The 23,599-nt window shown below is 61.1% G+C and carries 21 protein-coding genes; 6 read left to right on the plus strand and 15 right to left on the minus strand.

Going from position 1 to position 23,599, the window contains the following annotated elements; all coding sequences use genetic code 11:
• Positions 1–10: 10 nt before the first annotated feature.
• The 3 genes from phaC to phbB form a co-directional block, all read right to left on the minus strand.
• Positions 11–1,792, minus strand: a complete 1,782-nt coding sequence (gene phaC / locus DES49_RS10685; RefSeq protein ID WP_133736392.1) for a class I poly(R)-hydroxyalkanoic acid synthase — start codon at positions 1,790–1,792, stop codon at positions 11–13.
• A 66-nt stretch (positions 1,793–1,858) separates the two neighbouring features.
• Positions 1,859–2,311 (minus strand): phasin family protein, encoded by a 453-nt coding sequence (locus DES49_RS10690; RefSeq protein ID WP_133736393.1) that lies wholly within the window; start codon positions 2,309–2,311, stop codon positions 1,859–1,861.
• Positions 2,312–2,356: 45 nt separating this feature from the next.
• On the minus strand, positions 2,357–3,115 hold the full coding sequence (gene phbB / locus DES49_RS10695) for an acetoacetyl-CoA reductase (protein ID WP_133736394.1): 759 nt from the start codon (positions 3,113–3,115) through the stop codon (positions 2,357–2,359).
• A 190-nt stretch (positions 3,116–3,305) separates the two neighbouring features.
• Here phbB and DES49_RS10700 point away from each other — a divergent pair, with 190 nt between their 5' ends.
• Entirely contained in the window at positions 3,306–4,478 is a 1,173-nt protein-coding gene (locus DES49_RS10700) for an MFS transporter (protein ID WP_133736395.1), read from the plus strand.
• Here DES49_RS10700 and DES49_RS10705 read toward each other — a convergent pair.
• The 3 genes from DES49_RS10705 to DES49_RS10715 are packed head-to-tail and all read right to left on the minus strand — an operon-like array spanning position 4,475 to position 7,291.
• Positions 4,475–5,242: an SDR family oxidoreductase gene (locus DES49_RS10705; protein WP_133736396.1), complete on the minus strand. Its 768-nt coding sequence runs from the start codon at positions 5,240–5,242 to the stop codon at positions 4,475–4,477. The genes DES49_RS10700 and DES49_RS10705 overlap by 4 nt on opposite strands.
• A 16-nt stretch (positions 5,243–5,258) precedes the next feature.
• Positions 5,259–6,770: an AbgT family transporter gene (locus tag DES49_RS10710; RefSeq protein ID WP_133736397.1), complete on the minus strand. Its 1,512-nt coding sequence runs from the start codon at positions 6,768–6,770 to the stop codon at positions 5,259–5,261.
• A 5-nt stretch (positions 6,771–6,775) separates the two neighbouring features.
• Positions 6,776–7,291, minus strand: a complete 516-nt coding sequence (locus tag DES49_RS10715; protein ID WP_133736398.1) for a gamma-glutamylcyclotransferase family protein — start codon at positions 7,289–7,291, stop codon at positions 6,776–6,778.
• A gap of 71 nt (positions 7,292–7,362) precedes the next feature.
• Here DES49_RS10715 and DES49_RS10720 point away from each other — a divergent pair, with 71 nt between their 5' ends.
• On the plus strand, positions 7,363–8,490 hold the full coding sequence (locus DES49_RS10720; protein WP_166646062.1) for a GGDEF domain-containing protein: 1,128 nt from the start codon (positions 7,363–7,365) through the stop codon (positions 8,488–8,490).
• Between the two features lie 62 nt (positions 8,491–8,552).
• On the opposite strand, the gene DES49_RS10725 is transcribed toward DES49_RS10720, so the two are convergent.
• From DES49_RS10725 to DES49_RS10740, 4 genes are all read right to left on the minus strand, one after another.
• Positions 8,553–8,885, minus strand: a complete 333-nt coding sequence (locus DES49_RS10725) for a hypothetical protein (protein ID WP_133736400.1) — start codon at positions 8,883–8,885, stop codon at positions 8,553–8,555.
• A gap of 33 nt (positions 8,886–8,918) precedes the next feature.
• Entirely contained in the window at positions 8,919–11,147 is a 2,229-nt protein-coding gene (locus DES49_RS10730; RefSeq protein WP_133736401.1) for an NADP-dependent isocitrate dehydrogenase, read from the minus strand.
• A 122-nt stretch (positions 11,148–11,269) separates the two neighbouring features.
• The gene (gene gltS / locus DES49_RS10735) at positions 11,270–12,487 is read right to left on the minus strand and encodes a sodium/glutamate symporter (protein WP_133736402.1); all 1,218 of its coding nucleotides are present in this window, start codon (positions 12,485–12,487) and stop codon (positions 11,270–11,272) included.
• Between the two features lie 22 nt (positions 12,488–12,509).
• Positions 12,510–12,752 (minus strand): CDGSH iron-sulfur domain-containing protein, encoded by a 243-nt coding sequence (locus DES49_RS10740; RefSeq protein WP_133736403.1) that lies wholly within the window; start codon positions 12,750–12,752, stop codon positions 12,510–12,512.
• Positions 12,753–13,104: 352 nt separating this feature from the next.
• On the opposite strand from DES49_RS10740, the gene DES49_RS10745 reads away from it, so the two are divergent.
• The 3 genes from DES49_RS10745 (at position 13,105) to DES49_RS10755 (ending at position 16,698) form a co-directional block, all read left to right on the plus strand.
• On the plus strand, positions 13,105–13,917 hold the full coding sequence (locus DES49_RS10745; protein WP_133736404.1) for a formate/nitrite transporter family protein: 813 nt from the start codon (positions 13,105–13,107) through the stop codon (positions 13,915–13,917).
• A gap of 115 nt (positions 13,918–14,032) precedes the next feature.
• Positions 14,033–15,760: a bifunctional protein-serine/threonine kinase/phosphatase gene (locus DES49_RS10750; protein ID WP_133736405.1), complete on the plus strand. Its 1,728-nt coding sequence runs from the start codon at positions 14,033–14,035 to the stop codon at positions 15,758–15,760.
• Between the two features lie 83 nt (positions 15,761–15,843).
• The gene (locus DES49_RS10755) at positions 15,844–16,698 is read left to right on the plus strand and encodes a sirohydrochlorin chelatase (protein ID WP_133736406.1); all 855 of its coding nucleotides are present in this window, start codon (positions 15,844–15,846) and stop codon (positions 16,696–16,698) included.
• A gap of 14 nt (positions 16,699–16,712) precedes the next feature.
• On the opposite strand, the gene DES49_RS10760 is transcribed toward DES49_RS10755, so the two are convergent.
• From DES49_RS10760 to DES49_RS10775, 4 genes are all read right to left on the minus strand, one after another.
• The gene (locus tag DES49_RS10760) at positions 16,713–17,441 is read right to left on the minus strand and encodes a substrate-binding periplasmic protein (protein WP_133736407.1); all 729 of its coding nucleotides are present in this window, start codon (positions 17,439–17,441) and stop codon (positions 16,713–16,715) included.
• Between the two features lie 94 nt (positions 17,442–17,535).
• The gene (locus DES49_RS10765) at positions 17,536–18,741 is read right to left on the minus strand and encodes an efflux RND transporter periplasmic adaptor subunit (protein WP_133736408.1); all 1,206 of its coding nucleotides are present in this window, start codon (positions 18,739–18,741) and stop codon (positions 17,536–17,538) included.
• An 8-nt stretch (positions 18,742–18,749) separates the two neighbouring features.
• Entirely contained in the window at positions 18,750–21,113 is a 2,364-nt protein-coding gene (locus DES49_RS10770) for an ABC transporter permease (protein ID WP_133736409.1), read from the minus strand.
• Positions 21,110–21,838, minus strand: coding sequence for an ABC transporter ATP-binding protein (locus tag DES49_RS10775; protein ID WP_133736410.1), 729 nt, complete (start codon positions 21,836–21,838; stop codon positions 21,110–21,112). Before DES49_RS10775 ends, DES49_RS10770 begins: the two co-directional genes overlap by 4 nt.
• Positions 21,839–21,892: 54 nt before the next feature.
• On the opposite strand from DES49_RS10775, the gene DES49_RS10780 reads away from it, so the two are divergent.
• Positions 21,893–22,507 (plus strand): class I SAM-dependent methyltransferase, encoded by a 615-nt coding sequence (locus tag DES49_RS10780; protein WP_133736411.1) that lies wholly within the window; start codon positions 21,893–21,895, stop codon positions 22,505–22,507.
• Positions 22,508–22,515: 8 nt separating this feature from the next.
• On the opposite strand, the gene DES49_RS10785 is transcribed toward DES49_RS10780, so the two are convergent.
• A complete protein-coding gene (locus tag DES49_RS10785; RefSeq protein WP_133736412.1) occupies positions 22,516–23,481 on the minus strand; it encodes a zinc-binding metallopeptidase family protein in 966 nt (321 codons plus the stop codon).
• Positions 23,482–23,599 lie beyond the last annotated feature (118 nt).

A 23,599-nucleotide genomic window follows, 5' to 3' on the forward strand; every position in this document is an offset into this window, starting at 1 on the left:
TTCCCTCGCTCTATACAATACGACGCTTCACGTAGCTACCCGGTGCGTCCTCGATAACATCAAGCTTCCCGTCACCGGGAATCCTCTGTGCAACTTCCTCGCCCTGGAACTCACTGACCCACGCCTGCCAGTGGGGCCACCAGGATCCGGGATGCCGCTCTGTTCCTTCAAACCAGGCATCAGGATCCTCGGTTTCCGTGTCGTTCAGGTAGTACCCATACTTGTTGGCGTGCGGCGGGTTGATGATCCCGGCCACATGCCCCGACTCACCCAGGACAAACTGCTTGCGCCCCTTGGGAAGGAGATAGCTTGCGTAGGTGCTCTTCCAGACCGCTATGTGGTCCTTGATCGTGGAAACGAACATGGAGGGCGTATCAATGCTGGTCAGATCAATGGGGGTTCCCGCGACCTCCAGCGCATTGGGCTCCTTGAGGCGGTTATTCACGTACATCTCGCGCAGGTAGAACTTGTACATGGCCGCCGGCAGGTTGGTGGAATCCGAGTTCCAGTACAGGAGGTCAAACGGCAGCGGATCCTGGCCCTTGAGATAGTTGTTCACGAAGAAGGACCAGATCAGGTTGTTTTCCTTCAGTGTCGAGAAGCTGAAGGCAACCAGGCGGCCATCATAGTAGCCCAGCTGGTCGATGTACGACTCCATGGCCTGGACAATATTCTCGTTGATGTAGATGCCGATCTCGCCCGGATCCTTGAAATCCAGCAGCGTGGCCAGGAAGGTAGCGGAAAGGATGCGGTCATCCTCGCCCTTCTTCTTGAGATGGGCCAGCGTGGTCGCCAGCAGTGTGCCTCCAACGCAGTAACCGATGGTGTTCATTTCCCGCTCGCCGGTGGCCGCCTCCACCGCGTCCATGGCTTCCAGTACACCCTGGGTGACATAGTCGCTGAAAGTGGTCTCGGCGTAGGAGGCATCCGGATTAACCCAGGACATCATGAAGACAGTGTGCCCCTGGGCAACGAGCCAGCGCATCATGGAGTCTTCCTCGGTAAGATCCATGATGTAGTACTTGTTGATGAAGGGTGGGACGATCAGCAGAGGACGCTGATGCACCGTTTCCGTGGTCGGCTGGTACTGGATCAGCTGGAAGAGATCGTTCTGGTACACCACCTTGCCGGGGGTGACCGCCACGTTCTGTCCCACCCGGAAGGCTCCGGTATCGGTCATGGACACATTAAGCATCTGCCGCGAACGGCGCACATCCTGAAGGAAGTTCTCCAGACCACGGATGACACTGAGCCCCCAGGTTTCGCGGCAGCGGCGCACGGCCTCCGGGTTGGTCAGGAAGAAGTTGGTCGGCGCCATGGCATTGATGAACTGTCGGGTCAGGAAACTGAGCTGGCGATGGTTCTGCTCGCTCAGGCCTTCCAGGTCATCCACCATTTCCTGAAGATAGCGGGAATTGAGCATGTAGATTTCGCGAATGGCGTAATAGAGCGGGTTGCGCTCCCAGGCCTCATCGTCGAAGCGATGATCGCTTTTATCGGGCTCGACCACCGGATCCGGATGGCGGCCGATCAACCGGGCCGCGACATTCTGCGAGAGCTTCGCATACCCCTGGGCCAGCTCCATGCCATCCCCAAACGCCTTGGACGGATTGACGGCCGCCTCGCGGAGGGTATCCGTCATGGTGGAACTGACGTCCAGCATGAAGGAGGTATCGGTATTGGATAGATTGCGGGGGTCCAGGTTTCGCCTGGTGGTATCCAGCATCAGCTTACCGAGCGCCGGCACGTGCTCGCTAAACTCGTTCTTGACGCGTTTCAGCAGTTCAAACATTGAAAAACCTCGGGAGCGCGGCACTGAAGGGGGCTCTCCAGTGCCATAATGCTCATGCGATCGTTATTATTGGGAGGATTTCTCGGGCGTTTTCGTCTTGCCTGCCTGGCTCTTCGAGCTGGTGGAAGACGACTTGGAAGCGCTGGCGCTGCTTCCCTGAGAAGCTTTCTGCCCCTGAGAGGTTTTCTTCCCCTGAGAGGTTTTCTGTCCCTCGTCTTCCTCGTGAAACACCTCGCTGGCTTCCTCCCGGAATTCATCCGCCATGCGCGAGAGCTCGTTCATGTTCTCGCTGGCCTTTTCCACAATATTGTTGAACATCTCTGCCTGGTCACTGAGGTACTTCTGGAAGTCCTCGTAGTCGCGGATCTGTGTTGCCGCTTTCGCCTGCTGGCCCGCCATGCTCATGAAATCCCGGAGGGCTTCCATCTGCATCTCACCCACCTTGGATACCGTGCTCATGGTCAGCTTGTTGAACCTGGAAACGGGTTCCGCTGTTTTCTTGAGGTTCTCAAACATCATTCTGCTCCTTCTCGTTTATCATCCTTACACCACTGACGTAAGGGTTCAGTGCATGTGCATACCGCCATTGATCGAATAATCCGCGCCCGTTATGAAGGCCGATTCATCATCCGCCAGGAACCGGACCACCCTTGCCACTTCCTCCGGCTCCGCAAGGCGGCCAACCGGGATCTGGGCCACAATCTTCTCCCGCACTTCCTCAGACACTGACATTACCATATCTGTCGCCGCATAACCGGGTGAAACCGTGTTGACGGTAATGCCCTTGCGCGCAACTTCCTGGGCAAGAGCCTTGGTAAAACCATGAATACCAGCCTTGGCCGCTGAGTAGTTCACCTGCCCGAACTGCCCTTTCTGCCCGTTAACCGAGGATATGTTTACGATACGCCCGAACCCCTGCTCAAGCATCCTATTGAGAAAAGGGTGCGTGACGTTGAAGACACTGTCCAGATTGGTATGGATGACGTCATGCCACTGCTCAACGCTCATCTTCTTCATGACCGCGTCCCGCGTGATACCCGCGTTATTGACCAGAACATCAAGACGCCCGTACTCCTCAAGCAACTCGTTGGCGCCGCTTCGACAGCTTTCCGGGTCGGAGACATCCATGCAGACCAGACCAACTTCCAGCCCGTCAGCAGCCATTTCCTGCTGCCATTCCACGGCGTGCGCCTTACGTTCGGGTGAACGATAGGAGGACACCACCTTATAACCATCACGCGCGAACGCCTTGCAGATCGCGGTCCCGAGGCCGCCATACCCGCCGGTTACCAACGCTATTCTTGAATCCTGTCCCTCAGACATAACCAGAACTCCTCCTCTGACATCACAACCAAAGTTCAACCATAAATAACCCTGCGGGTCTGCCTATTGACGTCGGTCATCAGTTGGGATCCTGGGCCAGCGCCGTGATACGGAATGTGAACCGATCGTCGAAAACTGGCAGAATAGCCGCTCTCTTTACCCCAAACCCATCAAGCCGGAAGAGGACCCCATGAAGCCTGTCTCAGCGACTGCGTTTGCGACGCTCGGCGCCGCCATCATTGCCATGAGTTATGGTCTGGCCCGCTTCGCCTATGGGCTTTTTGTGCCACCAATCCGTGAAGAGCTTGGTCTGGGTGCGGATGTCATGGGGTCGGTAGGCTCCATGGCCTTCATCGGTTTCATCGTTGCGAGCCTGGTCGCAGCGCCTCTTGCCAGGCGTCTGGGCGCGCGTGACGGGGCCATGCTTGCCTGTGCATTCGGAGCCATCGGACTCACATTGATCGGCAAGGCCGGGAGCGCGCTGACGCTTGGCACTGGCGTCTTCCTCTGCGGTATCTGCACGGGCCTGAGCATGCCCGCGCTATCGGAGGGTATCCACAAGGCGATTCGCCCCGGATTGCACAGTCGGGTCAATGCGGTGATGAACGCGGGCACGAGCGTGGGGGTTGTCGTCTCGGTCCCCGCCGTTCTGCTTCTTGCCAATGCGTGGCGGGGCGCTTATGCCTCCTTTGCCATCCTCGCTGCGCTTCTGGCCCTGGCTGCCTGGTGGTTCATCCCCAGGAGCGGGTCCGTCCCAACCGACGACCCACCGACACAGGCACCCCCCATCACGCCCTTGCAGCGGCGTCGACTGATCGGCATGAACATCTTCGCCTTTGGCATGGGCATTGTGAGCTCGGCTTACTGGGTCTTCACCCCGGACCTGGTGGTTGAACTTGGGGGCCTGGCACCGAACCTGACGGGCTGGCTCTGGCTGGCAGTGGGTCTGGCGGGGCTCGGTGCGGCCCTGGCCGGAGACATGTGTCAGCGCTACGGCGCGGGGCCAACACAGGGCCTGGCCCTGGCCGGCGTGGCCGTGGCGACGGTCATGCCACTCGCGGCGCCCGACAACCTGCCCCTGGCTATCGGCTCGGCCGCGATCTTTGGCCTGGCCTACATGACTCTTGCCGGCACCTACCTGGTCAGCGCCATTGCAATGCTGCCGGACCACCCCTCGCTGGGCGGGGTTCTTCCCTTCCTCGCCATTGCCGTCGGGCAGGCCGTGGGATCGGCCCTGGCGGGCATTGCAATCGCCCAGACTGGCTACATCATAGCCTTCGGCGTCTTTGCAGCCGCCTCCCTGGCCATCGCCCTCTGTTTCCGCTGGTACCCCGAGCCGTTTCCGGAAGCGGGTTCCGCCTAGCGCCCCCAGAGCCTCTTTATAATGCCGCGGATCGCGGCGGCGGGAAGCGTTCCTGAAACCGTCCACAGACTGCGCATCCTGCGCGTAATGGGGCGGTGCAGCTCGGAGCTGCGGGTCAGCTTCCACACTTCCCTGGCCACATCCTCAGCCGTGAGATGAACACCCATGGCGTTGAACATGCCCGAGCCGGCCTCGTTCGATGCCACCATGCCGGTCTTCACGAAAGGCGGCATCAGGTCGCAGACACGGATGTCATAGCCCTCCCATTCAATATCCAGCGCCTCCGTCATCGCCCGTACCCCGTGCTTGGTAGCGGAGTAGGAGGCGAAATCCGGCGTGCCGTAAATGGCCGAGGCGGAACTCATGTTCACCACCCGGGCGCCAGGGGTGTCACGCAAATAAGGGAAGGCAGTGTGCAGGACATTGATCAGGCCGGTGAGGTTCACGTCCACCACCTGCCGGTGATCCTCGAGGTGAATCTCCTCGAAACGCCCCACCCGCAGAAGGCCGGCGTTGTTATGCAGCACATCGAGCCGGCCGTCAGTCCGCGCGGCAAAGCCCGCCAGCGACTGTCGCACCGAGGCCGCATCGACCACGTCCGTAACGTGAATACTGCACTGCGCCTCGCCGAGTTCCTCCTGCAGAGAATGGAGCGCCGCCTCATCCAGATCCGCCGCGCCGACAAACCAACCCTTAGCGACAAAGTAATGGGCCGTGGCGCGCCCAATCCCTGCGCCGGCCCCGGTTATGAAGATACTGTTCATGCTTCCTCTTGCTCCTTCAGGCCGGCCCCGGGGGAATACCGAGGGCAATCCAGACAGCCAGTAACAGCGGCCACACCACCGCGAACGCGATTGCGTAGGGCAGCATCAAGGCCACCAGAGTGCCAATTCCCGCGCCCGGGCGCCAACGCTGGACAAACGCCAGAACGATCACCCAGTACGGGTTGAGTGGCGTAATGATATTGGTCACCGAGTCCCCGATGCGATAGGCCGCCTGCGTCAGCTCCGGGCTGAGCCCTGCCTGCATGAGCATGGGGACAAACACCGGCGCCAGGAAGGCGTACTTGGCCGAGGCCGAACCAATGAACAGGTTCGCCACCATGGCCACCAGAAGGAAACCCAGTGCCAGTGCCGGCGCCGGAATCGCCAGGGACGCCAGCGCCTTGCCGCCGGTAATGGCCAGCAGAAGCCCGAGCTGGCTGTAACTGAAAGCCTCGATGAACTGGGCTGCTACAAACGCAAGCACGATGTAGGGCGCCAGGGCCGCGATGGTGTTGGCAAGCATTGTCGCCAGGTCCTCGTCACTGGTAATGGTGCCGGCAAAGCACCCATAGGCAAGCCCCGGCACAAGAAACAACACCAACAGCAGCGGCACCATGGCCTCAACCCAACGGGCGAAATTTTCACCCTGTCCATGCAAGGGCCCACCGGGGACAAGGATCATCAGGAGGACGGCTCCGAACGTAACTGCAAAGGCGGCGCCCGCTGCCTTGAGGCCCCTTTCCGGCATTGGGCCCGCGTCATACCCAGCCTCCCCCTCTCCGGCGCTGTCCGCACCCGCTTCCTGGCGCGGCTCAACAATACGGGTGGTGACCCACCAGCCTACGCCGGTCAGTACCAGGGTGGAGGCAATCATCAGCCACCAGTTCGCGGTCACTGCCACAGCGTAATCCGGCTCAAGGATCCGCGCGCCAGCTTCGGTCAACCCGGCCAGCAGCGGGTCCAGCGCGGTAATCATCAGGTTGGCGCTGAAACCGGCCGATACCCCGGCAAACGCAGCCGCCAACCCCGCCAGCGTCGAACGACCGGCGGCATGGAAGAGTACCGCTGCCAGTGGCGGCAGGACCACATAGCCCGCATCCAGAGTGATTGACGACAGAATCCCGAGAAGCACCACCGCGGGCGCCAGCAGTCGATCCGGGGTCACGCGCAGGAGGCGTTCAAGCAACGCGGGCAGCAACCCCGACCGCTCCGCCACGCCAATTCCCAGCATGGCCACCAGAACCAGCCCCAGGGGCGGAAAGGTCACGAAGTTTTCCACCATGCTGGAGAACAGCCACCAGAGGCCCTCACTCTCAAGCAGTCCCTCTGCCGTTACCAGTTCTCCCTCACCGGAAGCACCGGCGGGCTTGCGTACCGACCATCCCGCCCAGACGGCGAGCTGAGAGAGCACCATGACCACGGCCAATGCCATCGCAAAGAGCGTGACCGGGTGTGGCAGCGCGTTCCCGGCACGTTCAACGCGGTCCAGCCAGTGGGAACCTCTGGTTTGCTGATCATTCGGACTCATTCAGGTTACTCCGGAAACAGCTCCGACCTTGTGTAGATGGACAACTCTTGTTGATGCCGCTCCGCTTCCGGATCCTCCGCCACACTCACACTCTCGATCCAGGCAGTATACTCAGCGGGGAAACGGTTTTCCCGGGCACCAATGCGCACATGTTCCCAGTACCAGCGATAGGGCGTCAGTGTCGGGTCGATGTCGGTTGCCACATAGATCTGCGTATTCAGGCGCTCACCCTGCCCCGTGATAACCTCGACCATCTTCTCGGCATAGCCGTACCCCAGCCCCTCCACACGGTCCAGGTCGCCCTTCTCGGAGGCTGCAATATCCCATACGATGCCTATGACGCGATCGCCGGATTGCCCCGTGTATTCGGCATCACACTTGGCCGAACCATCAGCACGGCTGCGTTTATGGAACACCATCCGATGCTCCGGCAGTTCCGCCACCGCCACAAAACGGGCCGAGGGGACGCGGGCCTGCAGACGTCTCTGGGACATATTCGAGCCATAGGAAAAACACAACATCGCTTTGGATTCTCCGAATAAAAATCGAACAAACTGCTATGCTCAGAATTGAATTCAACAGGATAGTTCACGTGACGTCACTTTGGCATTATCCCCGGGTTCCCGCGGAATGGCGCCCCGCATTCAGGGACTACCAGCGCCGTCTGGCCCGCCAGTACGCAGTGCTGGCAGCCTGGGTCACGCTGATCATGGTTCCCCTGTTCCATGTTTCCGACTGGTGGATCGATCCGGTCCCCCAGGGATTCTGGGGGTACGACCTGTTGATGCGCCTGCCACCATTAATGCTCGCGCTGATTACTCTCTGGCTCCATTACCGGCGCCCTGACGGGCCGTGGCCCCGAATCATGGCGATAACTCTGGGCCTGACCATCATGTTGATGACGACCGGCCTGTTGGTACTGCATCATCTGGCGGGCACCGAGGTCACTGACCTGATGGTTCGAGGCCTGATCATGACCACCGCCGCCGTGGCCATTGTGGCCACCGCCGGTATCCGGGATCTTGCGGTGATCTACGGCATTCCCTTCGCGGGACTGCTGATCCTGCTTGCAAGCAGCGGCACCGATTCTGTCACGGCCATGGGTTTGGTGATCCACCCGCTGATGATGGCCGTCATCGGCTGCATAATCGCTGAAGTGCTCTTCATCTCTCGCGTGCGGGCCTTCAATGACCGGCAGAAACTGCATCACAATGCCATGACCGATCCTCTTACCGGCCTGCTCAATCGCCGGGCAATGGAAGGCCAGCTCCAGGTGGAACACGCCCGCTCCAGCCGCCATCACAACACCTACGCACTGGTCATGGCGGATCTGGACCTTTTCAAACATGTGAACGACACCTATGGGCACGACGTGGGTGACGAGGTGCTCAGGGACCTGGCGGAGCGGATGCGGGCATCGGTGCGCATCGAGGATGCCATCGCCCGCTGGGGCGGCGAGGAATTCCTGATTCTGCTGCGTGCCACAGGCAGTGAGGAGGCGCTTATCGTGGCCGAAAAAATCCGCAGAAAAGTCAATGAGAAGGCGTTCTATGCCGGCGCCACTACCCTACCGATTACAATCAGCCTGGGCGTCGGCGTAGTCGACGGCGACCCGGACCCCGACGAGGTCATCAAGCGGGCGGATCAGGCCCTGTACCGGGCCAAGGAGAACGGACGCGACCGGGTCGAGATACTGGAACAAGCCTCTGATGGCAATTGAACTGTTCACCGCCCGAGCGCCAGGGCTCTATGCCAGGCACCGCGCTGGCTGCCATGGCGACGCTACCCCGGATCCTGATAAACCCGCAGCATCCGAAACCGGGCGAGCCCCCAGACCACCAGGGGCCAGAACACCGTGGTCGCCATATCCCCCAGACTGATCTGCCAACGCCAGTGGCCCAGCTGCAAGAGATCATCGCGCATATCAAGCATCTCGCCCAGCGCGGCGGCAACGAACACCATGGCCAGGGGTAGAAACGCATCAAGAGGGCGCCTGAACAGCAGGGCCGCACCGAAGAACACGGCCAGCCCTACAAAGACATGCAACGCATCCTTGGACAGACCCAGGGTTGCTACCAGGTCAAGCTTTACTACCTGGAAAAGGGATAGCTCCATTCGCCCGGGTCTCTCCTTGTACGCGAGTCACGATCAGCGGAACGAGTCGATGATGCCGTTCAGCGTCTTGCTGGGCCGCATCTGGCTCTGGATCTTGTCCGCGTCCGGATAGTAGTAGCCACCGATATCCACGGCCTGCCCCTGGATCTCGATCAGCTCCTTCAGGATGGTCTCCTCGTTATCCGCGAGCTCCTTGGCCAGCTTCCCGAACTTCTCCTTGAGCTCCTTATCCTCATCCTGCGCTGCCAGGGCATCGGCCCAGTAGAGCGCCAGGTAGAAGTGACTGCCCCGGTTATCAAGCTCGCCGGATTTGCGCGAGGGCGACTTGTCCTCTTCCAGGAAACGGGCGGTAGCCGCATCCAGGCTCCTGGACATGATCCCGGCTCTTTCGTTGCCCTGCTTATTCCCCATGTGCTCAAGCGACACCATCATCGCCAGGAATTCACCCAGCGAGTCCCACCGCAGGTGATCTTCCTCGAGGAACTGCTGGACGTGCTTGGGCGCGGAGCCGCCCGCACCGGTCTCGAAGAGGCCGCCACCGGCCAGCAACGGAACGATGGAGAGCATCTTGGCGCTGGTGCCCAGTTCGATGATGGGGAAAAGGTCCGTGAGGTAGTCCCGCAGCACGTTACCGGTGACGGAGATGGTATCGCGGCCGCGGATCATGCGCTCCATGGTGTAGCGGATGGCGCGATCCGGGGACATGATCTCAATATCCAGACCTTCGGTATCATGCTCTTTCAGGTAGTGCTTCACCTTACGGATCATCGATGCGTCGTGAGGGCGTTCCGGATCCAGCCAGAAGATGGCCGGCATGCCGCTGAGCCGGGCACGTTCCACGGCCAGACGGACCCAGTCGCGGATGGGCAGGTCCTTGGTCTGGCACATGCGCCAGATATCACCATGGTCCACCTTATGCTCAAAGATCACGCTGCCATCTTCGCCGACGACCCGCATACGGCCGTCCTCAGGCACCTCAAAGGTCTTGTCGTGAGAGCCGTATTCCTCGGCCTGCTGCGCCATCAGGCCCACGTTGGGCACGGTTCCGATGGTGCTCGGGTCAAAGGCGTCATGGTGCTTACAGAAGTTGATGACTTCCTGGTAGATGGTGGCGTAGGTGCTCTCCGGGATCACCGCCTTGGTGTCCTTCATCTTGCCATCCGTGCCCCACATCTTGCCGCCTGCGCGGATCATGGCCGGCATGGAGGCGTCCACGATCACGTCGCTGGGCGTGTGCAGGTTCGAGATGCCGCGATCCGAATCCACCATGGCCATTTCCGGGCGGTTGATGAAGCAGTCGCGGATGTCTTCCTCAATTTCGGAGCGTTCCGAGAAGGACAGGTCCTTGATCTTGTCATAGAGGTTGCTCATACCGCTGTTCGGGTTGACGCCCATCTGTTCGAACAGCTCCTTGTGCTTCTCAAAGACGTCCTTGAAGTAGACCGTCACCGCATGGCCAAACACGATCGGGTGAGACACCTTCATCATCGTCGCTTTCACGTGCAGCGAGAACAGCAGCCCGGCACGACGCGCGCCCTCGATTTCCTCTTCCAGGAACTGGCGCAACGCCTTCACGTTCATGAACATGCCATCAATCACTTCCCCTTCCTCAACGGCAACTTCCTTGAGGGGCGTGGTCTTGCCACTGTCGCCGACGAGTTCAATGCGCACCGTCTGGGCCTTGTCCACAATGGTGGACTGCTCGCTGTGGTAGAAGTCGCCACTGCGCATGTGCGCCACGTGGGTGCGCGATGCCTGGCTCCACTTGCCCATGGAGTGGGGGTGCTTCTTGGCATACTCCTTCACGGCCTTCGAGGCCCGCCGATCCGAGTTCCCCTGGCGCAGCACCGGGTTCACGTTACTGCCCAGCACCCTGGCATAACGGTCCTGGATGGCCTCTTCCTCATCCGTTTTTGGCGCCTCGGGATAGTCCGGAATGGCGAACCCTTTCTCCTGGAGCTCGCCCACGGCTTCACGCAGCTGGGGGATGGACGCGCTGATGTTGGGCGTCTTGATGATGTTGGCATCAGGGTGATTCGTGAGCTCTCCAAGCATCTTCAACTGGTCTGAAACCTGCTGATCCTCACGCAGGTAATCCGGAAACTGGGCCAGTATCCGCGACGCCAGGGAGATATCACTGGGCTCCACATTGATTCCTGCCGGGGAGACAAAAGCGCGAACAATGGGGAGAAAAGAGTAAGTGGCGAGAGCGGGGGCTTCGTCGGTTTCGGTATAAACAATTCTGGGTGCGTCGGTTGTCATGTCGTCCTCGGGTCCGGCTTTGTTGAAGAGATTAATGGCGTATCAGAAAGCTCAGGGGTTCCCAGTATGAGCCTTAACTATGGCGCGGTGAATGCTACTTTAGCATTAGACCCCTTGCGGGTTCACCCAAACCACCCCGACCCCAGCAGCAGCTGGACCAGGGTGGCGTTGGCGATGTCGATGAAAAACGCACCCAGAAGCGGAATCACGAGATAGGCCTTGGGGCTGGGTCCGTAGCGGCTGGTCAACGCGTTCACGTTGGCAATGCCCACAGGTGTCGCCCCCAGTCCCATGCCGATAAAACCACTGCTGATGCAGGCGGCATCATAGTCCCGCCCCAGCAGCGGGAACACGACCCAGATGGTGAAAGTGGTAATAACCACCGCCTGTAACAGCATCACCAGGCTGATCAATCCCACAGCTCCCTGCAGGGCCAGCAACGGCAGGCTGATCAGGCTCATCCCCAGGAACAGCTGCAGGCTCAGGTCGCCCATCAGCTGGATGGGCCGATGGTCTATTTCCACCCGGAACAGCTCCAGGCTGTTGGTCAGTACAATGCCAAGGAACATGGCGGTGAGAAAGGCGGGAAGCCGGACTTCGAGCCCCGAAAGCCAATCATAGATGACGGAGCCGAGGGCAAAACAGAGCGCAACCAACAGAACCGCCCGGAGAAGGCTGTTGAGTTCAATCAGGTAGGTGATTTCCTTCGTTCTGGCCGCCGCATTGGGGAGCCGGCCATCTTCCCCGCCCGGCGCCAGACGATAGTGACCCACAAGCCAGGCGCCTACCGGCCCGCCAATCAGGCCACCACTGATCAGCCCGACCGTGGCGAAGGTCATGCCCATCGACTGGGCGTTGGCCAGCCCGAAATGCTCCTCGAAAAGCTGCCCCCAGGTCAGCGCAGTGCCATGCCCTCCGGCCAGCGAGACGCTCCCCCCGATCAATCCATAAAGCGGGCTCTCGCCGCTGATCAGCGCAACAAGGGTGCCCGCAAGATTCTGGAAGAGCAAAAGCAGCACGGCGAGTCCGAGCATCAGCGCAAGCGCCTTACCACCCTCAAGCATCTGGCGCAGACGGGCAGAGAGGCCGACAGTGCTGAAGAATACAATCAGCAGCAGGTCCCTGAGTTCAAGGTCAAACCGGATGTCCCAGCCGCTGGTAATCTCAATGGCAGCGACCAGGGCGCTGGCGGGCAGGCCACCGGTAACGCCGGCCGGGATGTTGAGGCGACCGAGTATGGCGACCCATTGATTGATACGAAGCCCCAGCCACAACACCACGATCGCCAGTGACAGCGTCACCGGGGTGTTGATCAGGAGTATCGGGGCAGCGTCAGGCATGGGCTGGTTCTGTTACCCGCTCTCACCCCAGGTTCTTGTGGCTGCCGTCGCACAGCGGGGGCGTGCCGGTTTGCTTGCACCCGCAGAAGTACAGCGTTCCAGCCTCCTCCGGGGTGTAGGCTACCGGCGTGATGCCAGTCCCCTTATGGGATCCGTCACAGAAGGGCTGGCTTTCGCTGCGTCCACAGGCGCACCACATCAGTTTCTTTCCGGCTTCAACCTGAACCGCGAATGGCGCCTTCTGCGCAATAACAGGCTCTGTCATGACCGACTCCTTTTTGTTGCTGCTCGGATGTTGGATTCCTGATTGTCTCCATAACAATACGGCAATAATGATGACAAGGGTATTATCACCCGTGTGCAGGATTGGTGCGTATCCTGCGAAGCGTTGCTCCTGATTGGGGCATGGCCTGCTGCTCCATTCCCCCTACCCGCGGATTGAATCCCCTCAAAGAAACAGCTCATGCATAAATGCCAAACCCCGGAATACGGGCCTTCGCGCCCACGACACCCAGGTTGGAACACAGTTGGCACAACGAATGCTACAGGGGGTGGTGCATTCGATATGCCTACGTCCTCCGGACGCGAATCAACCCAACTGAACAGGAAGGCAGCCTATGTCTTATCTTCAACCCAACGAATTCGTCACCAAACTGGTGGATGCCGGCGAAGCCAAAATCTATATGGGTACACGGGACACGCTCATCCGTGCCTTTATGGCGGGGGCAACCCTGGCGCTGGCGGTTATCTTCGCCGTCACGATCGCCGTTCAGACCGGTTCGTTCCTGATCGGCTCACTGTTGTTTCCGGTCGGCTTCTGTATGCTCTATCTCATGGGCTACGACCTGCTCACGGGCGTATTCACGCTCGTACCTATGGCGTTGCTGGACAAACGCCCCGGCGTGACCATGCCCAGAATGCTCAAATGCTGGGGCCTGGTAGGTCTCGGAAACCTTGGCGGTGCGCTGTTCATCGCGGTTTTCGGCTATCTCAACTTCTCCATGGGCGGCTCCGAGGCCATCAACGAAGTGGGCCAGAAGATGATGCAGGTCGGCGAAAGCCGCACGGTAGGTTACCAGGAGGCGGGTCTGGCCGGCTGGATCGTTCTTTTCCTGCGCGGCATGTTCTGTAACTGGATGGTCTCCATGGGCGTCGTCGGTGCGACCATTTCCACCCATGTTTCGGGCAAGATCATGGCCATGTGGATGCCGATCATCGTCTTCTTCTATCTCGGCTTCGAGCACTCCGTCGTGAACATGTTCCTGTTCCCGATCGGGCTTATGATGGGCGGTGAATTCACCCTCTACCAGTACATCATGTGGAATGAGATCCCGACGGTCCTGGGCAACCTCGCCGGTGGCCTGACCCTGGTCGGACTGGTGCTCTACACAACCCATGTGCGCACCCAGCCGAAGAAGACCTTCGCCTGATTGCACTCAGAAAGGGTCCGCCTCTGCGGGGCCCCACCACTGAAGGCTGGTGCCGGGATGATACCCGGGCACCAGCTTTCTCGTTAAAGCCACCGGCCAAACAGCGAGGGTCGCAATGACAGCGCATTTGCGCGTTTCAGTGGGACAGTATTCTGACGCCGGTTCCAAGCCCGCCAACCAGGATGCCCATGGCGCCCGGATCCCTGACGACGCGGAACTCGATTCAAAGGGAGTCGCCATGGCGCTCGCCGACGGGATCAGCACCAGCGACGTGGGCCACATCGCCAGCGAAACCGCGATCAAGAGTTTCCTCCAGGATTACTACTGCACCTCCGCCGCCTGGTCGGTGAAGAAGTCCGGCCAGCGGGTCATCGATGCCACCAATGCCTGGCTGCACTGGCACACCAATAACAGCTGGGCCCGGTATGACAAGGATCGCGGTTACGTCTGCACCTTTACCGGCTTGGTGATCAAGTCGACCACGGCGCACCTCTTCCATATCGGGGATTCCCGGGCCTATCGGGTGCAGGGGCGCACCCTGGAGCAGCTCACCCGGGATCACCGCCATTGGGTCTCGGCCGGGAAGAGTTACCTCGGACGCGCCCTCGGTGTGGAGAATCGGTTGGAGATCGATTATCAGTCATTCACCGTCGAGGCTGGCGACACCTTCGTCCTGGCAACCGACGGCGTCTACGAGGCCCTGACCCCCGAAACGGTAACCGCCGTGATAAGGGCCCACAGCGATGACCTGGACGCCGCCGCAAGACGGCTCGTCAGCGACGCCTACAACCAGGGCAGCACGGACAATCTCACGGCCCAGATCCTGCGCGTCGACGCGGTTCCCCCGCCCGCGCTCCGCGAATACCAGCAGCGCGCCACCGAGCTCCCCTTTCCGCCCGCACTGGGTGCGCGCAGCCTGATCGACGGCTACGAGATCATCCGCGAGCTCCACGTCAGCAGCCGCAGTCACGTCTACCTGGCCATGGACAGCGAAACGGGCAGGCCCGTGTCTCTCAAGGTACCGGCAAGCGACCTGCGCGAGGACCCGGTGGCCCTGGAACAGTTCCTGGCCGAGGAATGGATCGCGCGGCGCGTGAACAGCCCCTTTGTGCTGAGACCGAGCGATCGCTCCCACGCCCAGAACTACCTGTACGTGGTCACCGAATACATCGAGGGGCAGACCCTTACCCAATGGATGCGCGACAACCCCTGTGCCGAGTTCGGCCAGGTCCGGACACTCGTTGAACAGATCGGCAAGGGGCTGCGCGCCTTTCACCGGCAGGACATGATCCACCAGGACGTCCGCCCGGAGAACGTAATGATCGACAGCTCGGGAACCGCCAAGCTGATCGACTTCGGCGCGGTCCGCGTTGCCGGAATCAGCGAGGGCGCGGCCCGCAACGGCGAGCCTATTCTGGGGACGGAACAGTACTCCGCGCCCGAGTACTTCATGGGGGAAGGGGGGTCCGCCCGATCCGATGTGTTCTCGCTGGCCGTGATCACCTACCAGATGCTCACGGGCCGGCTGCCCTATGGCCCCGAGGCGGCGCAAGTGCGGACCCGAGCGGGTCTCAACCGGCTCCGGTATCATCCCGTAAGCCACTACAATCGGGGCTGCCCCGCCTGGATCGATGGCACCCTGCGCAAGGCCCTTCATCCCCACCCCGAGCACCGCTACGCGGAAGTCTCCGAGTTCCTCCATGACCTGCGCCACCCGCGCCCCGAATTCATCAACGCCGAGCGACCGCCGCTCATCGAGCGCAACCCCGAGGCATTCTGGAAAGGCGTCTCACTGATTCTCGCGGCCATCGTGGTGACCCAGTTGATCCTGCATCATCAATGAATGGAGCCGGCGAACAATCACATTCGGCCGGTGCTTCGTATACCCTGTGGTTAATGCACTAACGCACTGCCCCTGGAGAGACCATGCGTTCAGTATTCCTTGTGGACAACGGCTCGTTAAGACCAGCCTCGACCCTCAACCTGAGGCGGATCGCCGCCGCGCTCAGCGAACGTACCGGCATCCCCGTGGAAGCCGCCTCGCTGCTGCACTCCAACAAGGTCCCGGCGGAGGAGCTGGAGGGAACACCGGCCACCACCCTGGGCCCGGCCGCGACAAGGCATGCGGAACAGGGCAGTCGGGAAATCGTGGTGCTGCCGTTCTTTTTCGGGCCGAGTCGCGCGCTGACCGGTTACCTGCCCGAGCGCATGGCCACACTCCGGGAGAGCTATCCGGATGTGACCGTGCGCGTTGCCGCCCCGCTGGTCGACCTTCAGGGGCCAATTGACCTCAGGCTGGCACGGATGCTCAGGGATGGCGCCCTGGAGCAGATGCCCCCCAGGGCCCGACCCGCCGTGGCCCTGGTGGACCATGGCAGTCCGATTCCCGAGGTAACCGCCGTGCGCAACGTCCTGGCAGGCCAGCTGGCCGCATTGCTGGAGGGCGAGGCCCACAGCGTCACGGCCGCCTCCATGGAGCGGCGCGAAGGGGATGAATACCGGTTCAACGAGCCGCTTCTGGAGAACCTTCTGGATCAGCCCGGCTTCAACCAGGGAGAGGTCATCCTTTCCATGCTGTTCCTTTCGCCGGGTCGCCATGCGGGCCAGGATGGCGATGTGGCGGGCATCTGCGCAGAGGCGGAGCAGCGCAATCCGGGCCTTAAGACCGCGATCAGCCGGCTGGCGGGCGAGCACGAGGGCATGGTGGATATCCTGGCGGATCGGCTCAGGCAGGCCCTGGACGGTGAACGATTCCTTTTGGACCTCCCTGGCAGCGGGTAAGCGGCCTTCGGCAATCAGAACGGCAGATACAGGTCGCGGGCTTCTTTCTCGTAGACCCCCTGTTCCTTGAGCTTTCGCAGTTCCCCGGAGAGAGCCTGGATAAAAGCCCGGTTCCGTGCCGTGTTGTGGCAGTTGAGTCGGTCAAAACTGTGCATCAGCGGGTGCTCGGGGGAGTAATTCAACCGATCGAGGAAGGGGCGGATATCCGGCATTGCAGCAATAAAGGCATCAATGCGGCCCAGCTCCAGCATCCGCACGGCCTGCTCCTCGGTCCTTACCTGCTCCAGCCCATGATTCTCCCCCAACACCGGTTTGAGGTAGACCTCATGCCCCATAATACCGCCAACAACGCGGTCATCCAGCTCATCCAGGGAGGTTATGGAAGGTTGTCCGGCGGGCGTGAAAACATAGAATACAAACTTTCCGAGCGGGTAGCTCTGAACAAGCTCATCCTCTCCGTAGCGCCTCTCCAGAACGGTGGTAAGGGAGAAAATACAATCAACCCGCCGCTCCTCAAACGCCTTGAGGGAGCGCCGGTACGGGTAGAACACCTGCTCAATCTCCGCATCCAACGGTTCCAATGCCTGCGCAACCAAGCGCTGATAGACGCCGGAGTGATCCTTTTCCAGCAGGTTGGCCAATGGCGGAACCGCTACCCGGATCCCCTCCCCCCAGGCCGGACTGAAAGCCACCAGGAACACGCAGGCAAGCAGCACTCGCCTGACTCCCGCATTGATCATCATCGTCGCTGTAACACCTTATGGAACAAACGCACCCTGTAGATTAGACCTGCCATGGGTCAAAGGCGAGTCTACCCCCGGGGCTGCTGAACGTACACTACTGGTAACCCCGTAGGTCCACCTCAACACCCACACCACTCTCAATACGATCGCCGGGGTGGGTAATGACCACCTCATCCCCGGAAAGCCCATCTGTCACCTGGGTCCAGAGACCACTCCGGCGCCCCGTTTTCACGGTTTTCAGCACGGCCTGCCCATCCTCTACAACGAAAATAGCCCAGCTGTCGTCACGCCGGAACAGGGCACTGGATGGCACCTGCACCACGTCCTCGCCCTCCCAGAGGATGAAGCGTGCCTCAACCCGGAAGGCATCCCCCAGCTCCGGCCACTGCTCCCTGGGGGATGTGATCTCGACCCTGACGGGCACACGCTGTTCATCCACGCCCAGGGCGGAGACCCGGGTATAACCCGCGGGCTCCACGCGATGCACTCGCCCCTCCAGCTCATCATCCCGGCCCCAGCGATCCAGGACCACGCGCATACCCTCCTCCACCCGCACTGCGTCCATGGACAACAGATCCACACGAACCTCAAGGGTGCTGAGATCCCCAATCTGCAGGATCTCCTCGCCAGCCTGTACCGGCCCCTCGCAGCACCGGTACACGCGGGTAACGGTACCGGTTATGGGTGCCCTTACGGACAGGCTCGGCTGTTCCAGGGGGGCACGCTCCCCGTCCGCAATCTCGACAACCGCGCGCGCGGCCTCCAGCTCAAACCGAGCCACCTCAACCGCATGGCGGGCGGAGCGTTCCGCCGCACGGGCCGAATCACGCTGACTGCGCCGCCGATCCCGCTCCTCGGCAGAGATGGCGCCACGTTCATGCAGGCGCTGGGCCCGCTCGTATTCCTTCTGCGCCAGCTCATGCTGCGACTCGCGCGCCTCGAGTTCCGCCTCGGCTGCCTGCAGGCGAGCCTGGGCAGCCGACACCCTCTCCCTGGCCTGCTCCCGGGCCCGTGCATCCAGCGCGGGTGTAGGGAGGGATTCAAGCTCAAACAGGGTGTCGCCGGCCTCAACCCTGTCCCCCGGATCCAGATCGACGCGGCGGAGAAAACCACTGATGGGCGCGGATACATGATGCGGTTCCGGCAGATGCGTTTCACCCTCGTCCTCCACATACTCAGTGAACGGTCCCCGGCGCACCTCGGTGGCGCTGACCGGGATGGGCGAGGGCTTCAGCGCCAGAATCAGAAGGCCCAACAGTACGAGCCCCGCAATGCCGATCATGATCTGCTTTCGGTTCATGGTTTTATCTACTCAGCCGTTTTCAGTGCGTCAATCATATTCAGACGGTAAAGGCGTCGCGCGACAAACAGCAGCGACAGGGTCGCAGCAAGCACCACGCCCGCCGCGGCAAAGGCATAGGTCTGATGGGTAATCACAAAGGGTACCCGGAAAAGATCCATACTGATGCTCTGGTTCAAAAGCCACGCCAAGGCGGTCCCCAGCCCCCAACCGACGGGAATCGACAGCAGGGTCAGAAGGCCAATCTCGCCAATGAGGATCCACGCCACCTCCGTCCGGGTGAATCCCAGGACCCGCAGCGTCGCTAGTTCCCGGGCCCGTTCGGCAAAGGCGATGCGCGCATTGTTATAGAGCACCGCAAAGGCGATGGAGCCCGCCAGCAACAGCATAAAACCCATCATGAACAGCATCGTATCCTCAATATAACGCCTGATGCTGGTCCGTGATTCCCTGATCATTCCCACGCTGGTAACAAGGGGCATATCCCACAGACGGTCGAACAACGCCTGTTCCCGGCTCTGGTCCGTGAGCAGCCAGGCCCCGGTCACGGCGGGCCCCTCGCGCAACAGCCGGTTCAGTGCACGACGCTCCATGTAAGCGCCCATGCCAATGGGTTCGTTGACGGTTCCCGCGACCGGCACCGACAGTGTCCGGCGTTGCCCCTCCATAACCTCCACGTCAACGGTGTCCCCCGGCTCCACGCCCAGATGCTCGGCCAGATAGGCCGTCAGCAGCAGTCCCTCCCCGGGCAGGGTGATGTCCCGATAAGCCGTGTCGATCAGCCCACGCAGCCTGCGACTCGCATCCATGCCCTGAATGGCCGTGCGGTATTCACGGTGGCCATGCGTCAGCCGGGTCGCCACATCCCGGAAGGTCTCGACGGCCGTGACACCCGGCTGATTGAGGAGGCTCGCCTTGACGCCCGGCGCAACCGGCTCGGAAAAATAGATATTGGTGTCCGCCTTCTGGACCAGCCGGTACTGGGTATCAATCAGGTGATCCACGGCATTGAACTGGAAGCTGCCCACCAGGATCAGCGCCCCGGAAAGACTGATGCCCAGCACGGAAAAGGCGGCCTTCAGCCTGTGCCGGCTGAGGTTGCGGATGATGATGCGGCTGGGCTGGCTGAGCCAGCGCCAGAGCACGGAACGCTCCAGCGCCGTCTGGTGATAGGTCTCCGGTGCGGGAGGGCGCATGGCCTGGGCGGGCGGAAGCCGCGCGGCCCGGCTCACGGCACGGAAGGTTCCCAGTCCCGCCGCTGCCCCCGCGATGGCCACACCCAACAGGATTACCCGGGGCTGCAGCCGGAAGCTCATGGCCGGGAAACGGAAATACTCCATGTAAACCCCGGCCAGGCCGCTGGCGGCCCACCCGCCAAGCACCACCCCGAAAACGCAGCCAATGAGCACGATCAGGCCGGTAAGAAGCCCGTAATACCAACCAATAGCCCCATTGCCATAGCCAAACGCCTTGAGCACGGCAACCTGCTGGCGCTGCGTATTGATGATGCGGGCCATCAGCACATTCAGAAGGAAAGCGGCGACACCCAGAAAGATCGTGGGCAAAATCGTGGCGGACATCCGGAGCTGGTCCAGTTCCTGGGAAAGAAAACGGTGGGACAGCTGATCCTCCCGATCATAGGCCCCCAACCCGCCATAGGGCGCGAGTATCCCGTCCACTGCCTCAATCATGGGCTCAACGGGCACGCCCGATTGCAGGCTCAGGGCCAGGCGGTTGAAGGCCCCATCCATATCGAGGGAGGCGGCCAGGGCGCGCCGGTTCATCCAGAGTACGCCGAATCGCTCGTAATCCGGGAGAAGGTCGCCGGGGCCCAGCTGGTAGATGAATTCGGGAGAGAGCGCCACACCACTGACACTGAGGGTTTTCAGGCGTCCATTGATGATGGCGGTCAGGTTGTCGCCTACCTGAAGGCCATGAGCCTCGGCAAAGGGTTCACTCAGCAGGACCTGGTCATTGCGCCCGGATTCGGGAAGCGAACCCTCCCTCAGGTGGAGCTGGTTCAGGTCAGGCTGGCGCCCATCCGGAATGGAAAGCACCTGGCCCCGTACCGGGTCATCGAATCCCGGCACTTCCAGGCGGACCGGTGACTGGACCTGTGTCTGTAGCAGGCTGACCCCCTCAATCTCCCGCACCCGCTCGGCAACGCGCTCCGGGGCCCGCTTGAGATCCACGAAGACATGGGCGAAGTTGAACTCCTCGTAGAAGCGATCCTTGGACAGCCGTATCGCGTCCAGGGATGTGACCAGCATGACCAGGGTCATCACACCTGCCGCGATGACAATGGCTATCGCGGTAACCTGCCCGCGCAGCATGGCCAGATCGCGAATGAGCTTTCGCCTCAGGGTCCTCACCAGTGAAGCTCGCCCGGCGCCGCGCGCCGTTGGTTCACATGAACACTGGCCACCTGACCATCGCTGAGCTGGATTACACGTTCCGCCATTTCACCGATCACCGCATTGTGCGTAATAACCACCGTGGTGGTACCCAGTTCCCGGTTCACATGCTCGAGCGCCTCCAGGACGCGCACCCCGGTTTTCGAGTCCAGGGCCCCGGTGGGTTCATCGCAGAGCAGGACGTCAGGCCGCTTGGCAATGGCCCTGGCGATGGCGACGCGCTGCTGTTCACCGCCGGAAAGCTGGGACGGGAAATGGTCCATGCGCTCTTCCAGCCCCACCATCGCCAGGGCTTCTTCCGGTGTCATGGGATTGCGGCTTATCTCGGTGACAATGGATACATTCTCGCGCGCGGTAAGACTCGAGATCAGGTTGTAGAACTGAAACACAAATCCCACATGATCGCGGCGGAATGCCGTCAGTACTCTGTCAGAGGCTCGTACAAGGTTTTGGTCGCCATACATCACCCGCCCATCCGTAGCGCTATCCAGGCCACCAAGAATGTTGAGAAGCGTGGACTTTCCGGAGCCTGAAGCACCCAGCATCACACTGAGCTCCCCGGCATAGAGGTCCAGGTCCACCCCCCTGAGAGCATGGATCTCCATCTCACCCATCGCATAGACCTTGGTCACGCCCCGAGTGGAAAAAACCACCCTCGATGACACCCCCACTTCCTCCATCATGCCTCCCTGGGTTGCCAGTACCCCTCGCTACCCGTATGTGATAGGTTTGGCGCCATGATTCGAAGCCTGATCTACGACACACTGATCCTCAAGCTCACAGCCCGCTGGTACGCCGCAGTGCTCGAGCGTTTGCCGGAGAATGCCGTGCTGCTGGACGTGGGCATCGGCACAGCCGGGGCCCTGCTGGCCAATGCCGAGCTGGCTCAGCGGAAGCAGCTGCAGATCACCGGCATTGATATTGATGCCGACTACGTCGAACGCGCACGGCAACAGCTCCAGGCCTCCTCCCTGAGTGAGCGATCAGAGGTCCGGCAGGAATCCGTCTATGATCACCAGGGCGGCCCCTACGATGCCGTTTACTTCTCGGCAAGCTTCATGTTGCTGCCCGAGCCCGAGCGGGCACTCAGGCACTGCAGCTCACTGCTGAAGCCGGGCGGGCGGATCTACTTCACGCAAACGATCCAGAGCAGGCGCTCGCGCTGGATGGAGGCCCTCAAGCCCATGCTGCGCCGGGCCACCAGTATCGATTTCGGGCGGGTAACCTACGAAGAGGACTTCAAGTCCCAGATTCGTGCCGCCGGGCTTGTTCTTGATGAGTTCACCATCCTGGAACAGCACAGTAGCCGGGATTCATGTCTTGCCATCGCCTCACCAGGGGCCGGTCAATAAAAACTCCGTTAACGCCCCTGGGCACCCCGCCTCAACCAATCATGCACGAACGCCAGTTTATGCCGTGCATGGTCCGAGAGTACAAACGGATAGAGATCCGGCAGCCCCATGGACCGGTTGACGTGATTGACCCCCACGGTGAGAGAGGCCGCAACCTTGATCAGGCGATTCGCGTCCGGTTCCGAATACGGATCCCAGCCCGGGTAGGGTATCTCTGGCGAGGACAGGCCCGTCGCGACAAAGCTGTCTGTAATATCAGTAAGATGCAGCAGGTGCGCCGCAGTCTCGGCCCAGTCCTCATGCGGGTGCGCGGAGGCATAAGTGGTCAGGTAGTACTGCTTCCATTCCGCCGGCGGCCCGTTCTCAAAGTAGTATTGAAGTGATGCCCGATAATCAATGCGCTCATCGCCAAACATGGCGCGGAAGGCCTCAAGGAAATCATCCCGGAGGCTCAGCCGCCACCACAGCATATGGGCGATCTCGTGGCGCATATGGCCGATCATGGTCCGATAGGGCTCATGCAGAGCCTCACGGCGGGTTGTACGCAGCACCGGATCCGCCTCGGCCACACTGATGGTCACGATGCCCTCGACATGGCCCATGGGCACCGGCGTCGGGCCTTCCGCGAGCATGTGAAAAGTGGGAGGCGCACCCGGGTCCTCCGGCCGGAACCAGTGCCAACGGCCCAGATTATCAAGCGCCCAGCGTTTGGCCGCCTCGGTCTGAGCCCAGTTGGGCATCGCATTGGGAATTGAGGGGTCCGGGGCCAGCGCCGTCATCGCACAGGACCGGCAGAACGCACCCTCCTCGGGGGCAATCCAGTTACAGCCAATCACATCCCGGTTGGCGCAGAATGGCGGCATGGGCAGGAAGGCCCGGGCCTGGGGGTCGTACGCGACGGGCGTTCCGTCGGCGGTCGCGAGATTGTCGAACCAGAGTGATCCGGAACCGACTGGGTTGGCGAAGACACGCATAAAGAAATCCTTGAGGGATGGTGATCCAGTATAGGGACTGTCGGCGATCTGCGTCGATCAGTCTCCCGAACAAAATGCGGCGATTCCATGGCTGTTGATATGTATCATCGGTAAACAC

Origin of the sequence: Halospina denitrificans (assembly GCF_004364635.1) — a bacterium.
In the GTDB taxonomy this organism is placed as follows: domain Bacteria; phylum Pseudomonadota; class Gammaproteobacteria; order Pseudomonadales; family Oleiphilaceae; genus Halospina; species Halospina denitrificans.

Excerpts from the sequence above, each read along its gene's own strand:
- DES49_RS10785 (WP_133736412.1), bottom strand. The coding sequence starts at position 23,481 with ATGCGTGTCTTCGCCAACCCAGTCGGTTCCGGATCACTCTGGTTCGAC.
- DES49_RS10730 (WP_133736401.1), bottom strand. The coding sequence starts at position 11,147 with ATGACAACCGACGCACCCAGAATTGTTTATACCGAAACCGACGAAGCC.
- DES49_RS10760 (WP_133736407.1), bottom strand. The coding sequence starts at position 17,441 with ATGATGATCAATGCGGGAGTCAGGCGAGTGCTGCTTGCCTGCGTGTTC.
- DES49_RS10740 (WP_133736403.1), bottom strand. The coding sequence starts at position 12,752 with ATGACAGAGCCTGTTATTGCGCAGAAGGCGCCATTCGCGGTTCAGGTT.
- DES49_RS10755 (WP_133736406.1), top strand. The coding sequence starts at position 15,844 with ATGCGTTCAGTATTCCTTGTGGACAACGGCTCGTTAAGACCAGCCTCG.
- DES49_RS10705 (WP_133736396.1), bottom strand. The coding sequence starts at position 5,242 with ATGAACAGTATCTTCATAACCGGGGCCGGCGCAGGGATTGGGCGCGCC.
- DES49_RS10690 (WP_133736393.1), bottom strand. The coding sequence starts at position 2,311 with ATGATGTTTGAGAACCTCAAGAAAACAGCGGAACCCGTTTCCAGGTTC.
- phaC (WP_133736392.1), bottom strand. The coding sequence starts at position 1,792 with ATGTTTGAACTGCTGAAACGCGTCAAGAACGAGTTTAGCGAGCACGTG.
- DES49_RS10765 (WP_133736408.1), bottom strand. The coding sequence starts at position 18,741 with ATGAACCGAAAGCAGATCATGATCGGCATTGCGGGGCTCGTACTGTTG.
- DES49_RS10780 (WP_133736411.1), top strand. The coding sequence starts at position 21,893 with ATGATTCGAAGCCTGATCTACGACACACTGATCCTCAAGCTCACAGCC.
- DES49_RS10710 (WP_133736397.1), bottom strand. The coding sequence starts at position 6,770 with ATGAGTCCGAATGATCAGCAAACCAGAGGTTCCCACTGGCTGGACCGC.
- DES49_RS10700 (WP_133736395.1), top strand. The coding sequence starts at position 3,306 with ATGAAGCCTGTCTCAGCGACTGCGTTTGCGACGCTCGGCGCCGCCATC.
- DES49_RS10725 (WP_133736400.1), bottom strand. The coding sequence starts at position 8,885 with ATGGAGCTATCCCTTTTCCAGGTAGTAAAGCTTGACCTGGTAGCAACC.
- phbB (WP_133736394.1), bottom strand. The coding sequence starts at position 3,115 with ATGTCTGAGGGACAGGATTCAAGAATAGCGTTGGTAACCGGCGGGTAT.
- DES49_RS10775 (WP_133736410.1), bottom strand. The coding sequence starts at position 21,838 with ATGATGGAGGAAGTGGGGGTGTCATCGAGGGTGGTTTTTTCCACTCGG.
- DES49_RS10750 (WP_133736405.1), top strand. The coding sequence starts at position 14,033 with ATGACAGCGCATTTGCGCGTTTCAGTGGGACAGTATTCTGACGCCGGT.
- DES49_RS10745 (WP_133736404.1), top strand. The coding sequence starts at position 13,105 with ATGTCTTATCTTCAACCCAACGAATTCGTCACCAAACTGGTGGATGCC.
- DES49_RS10715 (WP_133736398.1), bottom strand. The coding sequence starts at position 7,291 with ATGTTGTGTTTTTCCTATGGCTCGAATATGTCCCAGAGACGTCTGCAG.
- gltS (WP_133736402.1), bottom strand. The coding sequence starts at position 12,487 with ATGCCTGACGCTGCCCCGATACTCCTGATCAACACCCCGGTGACGCTG.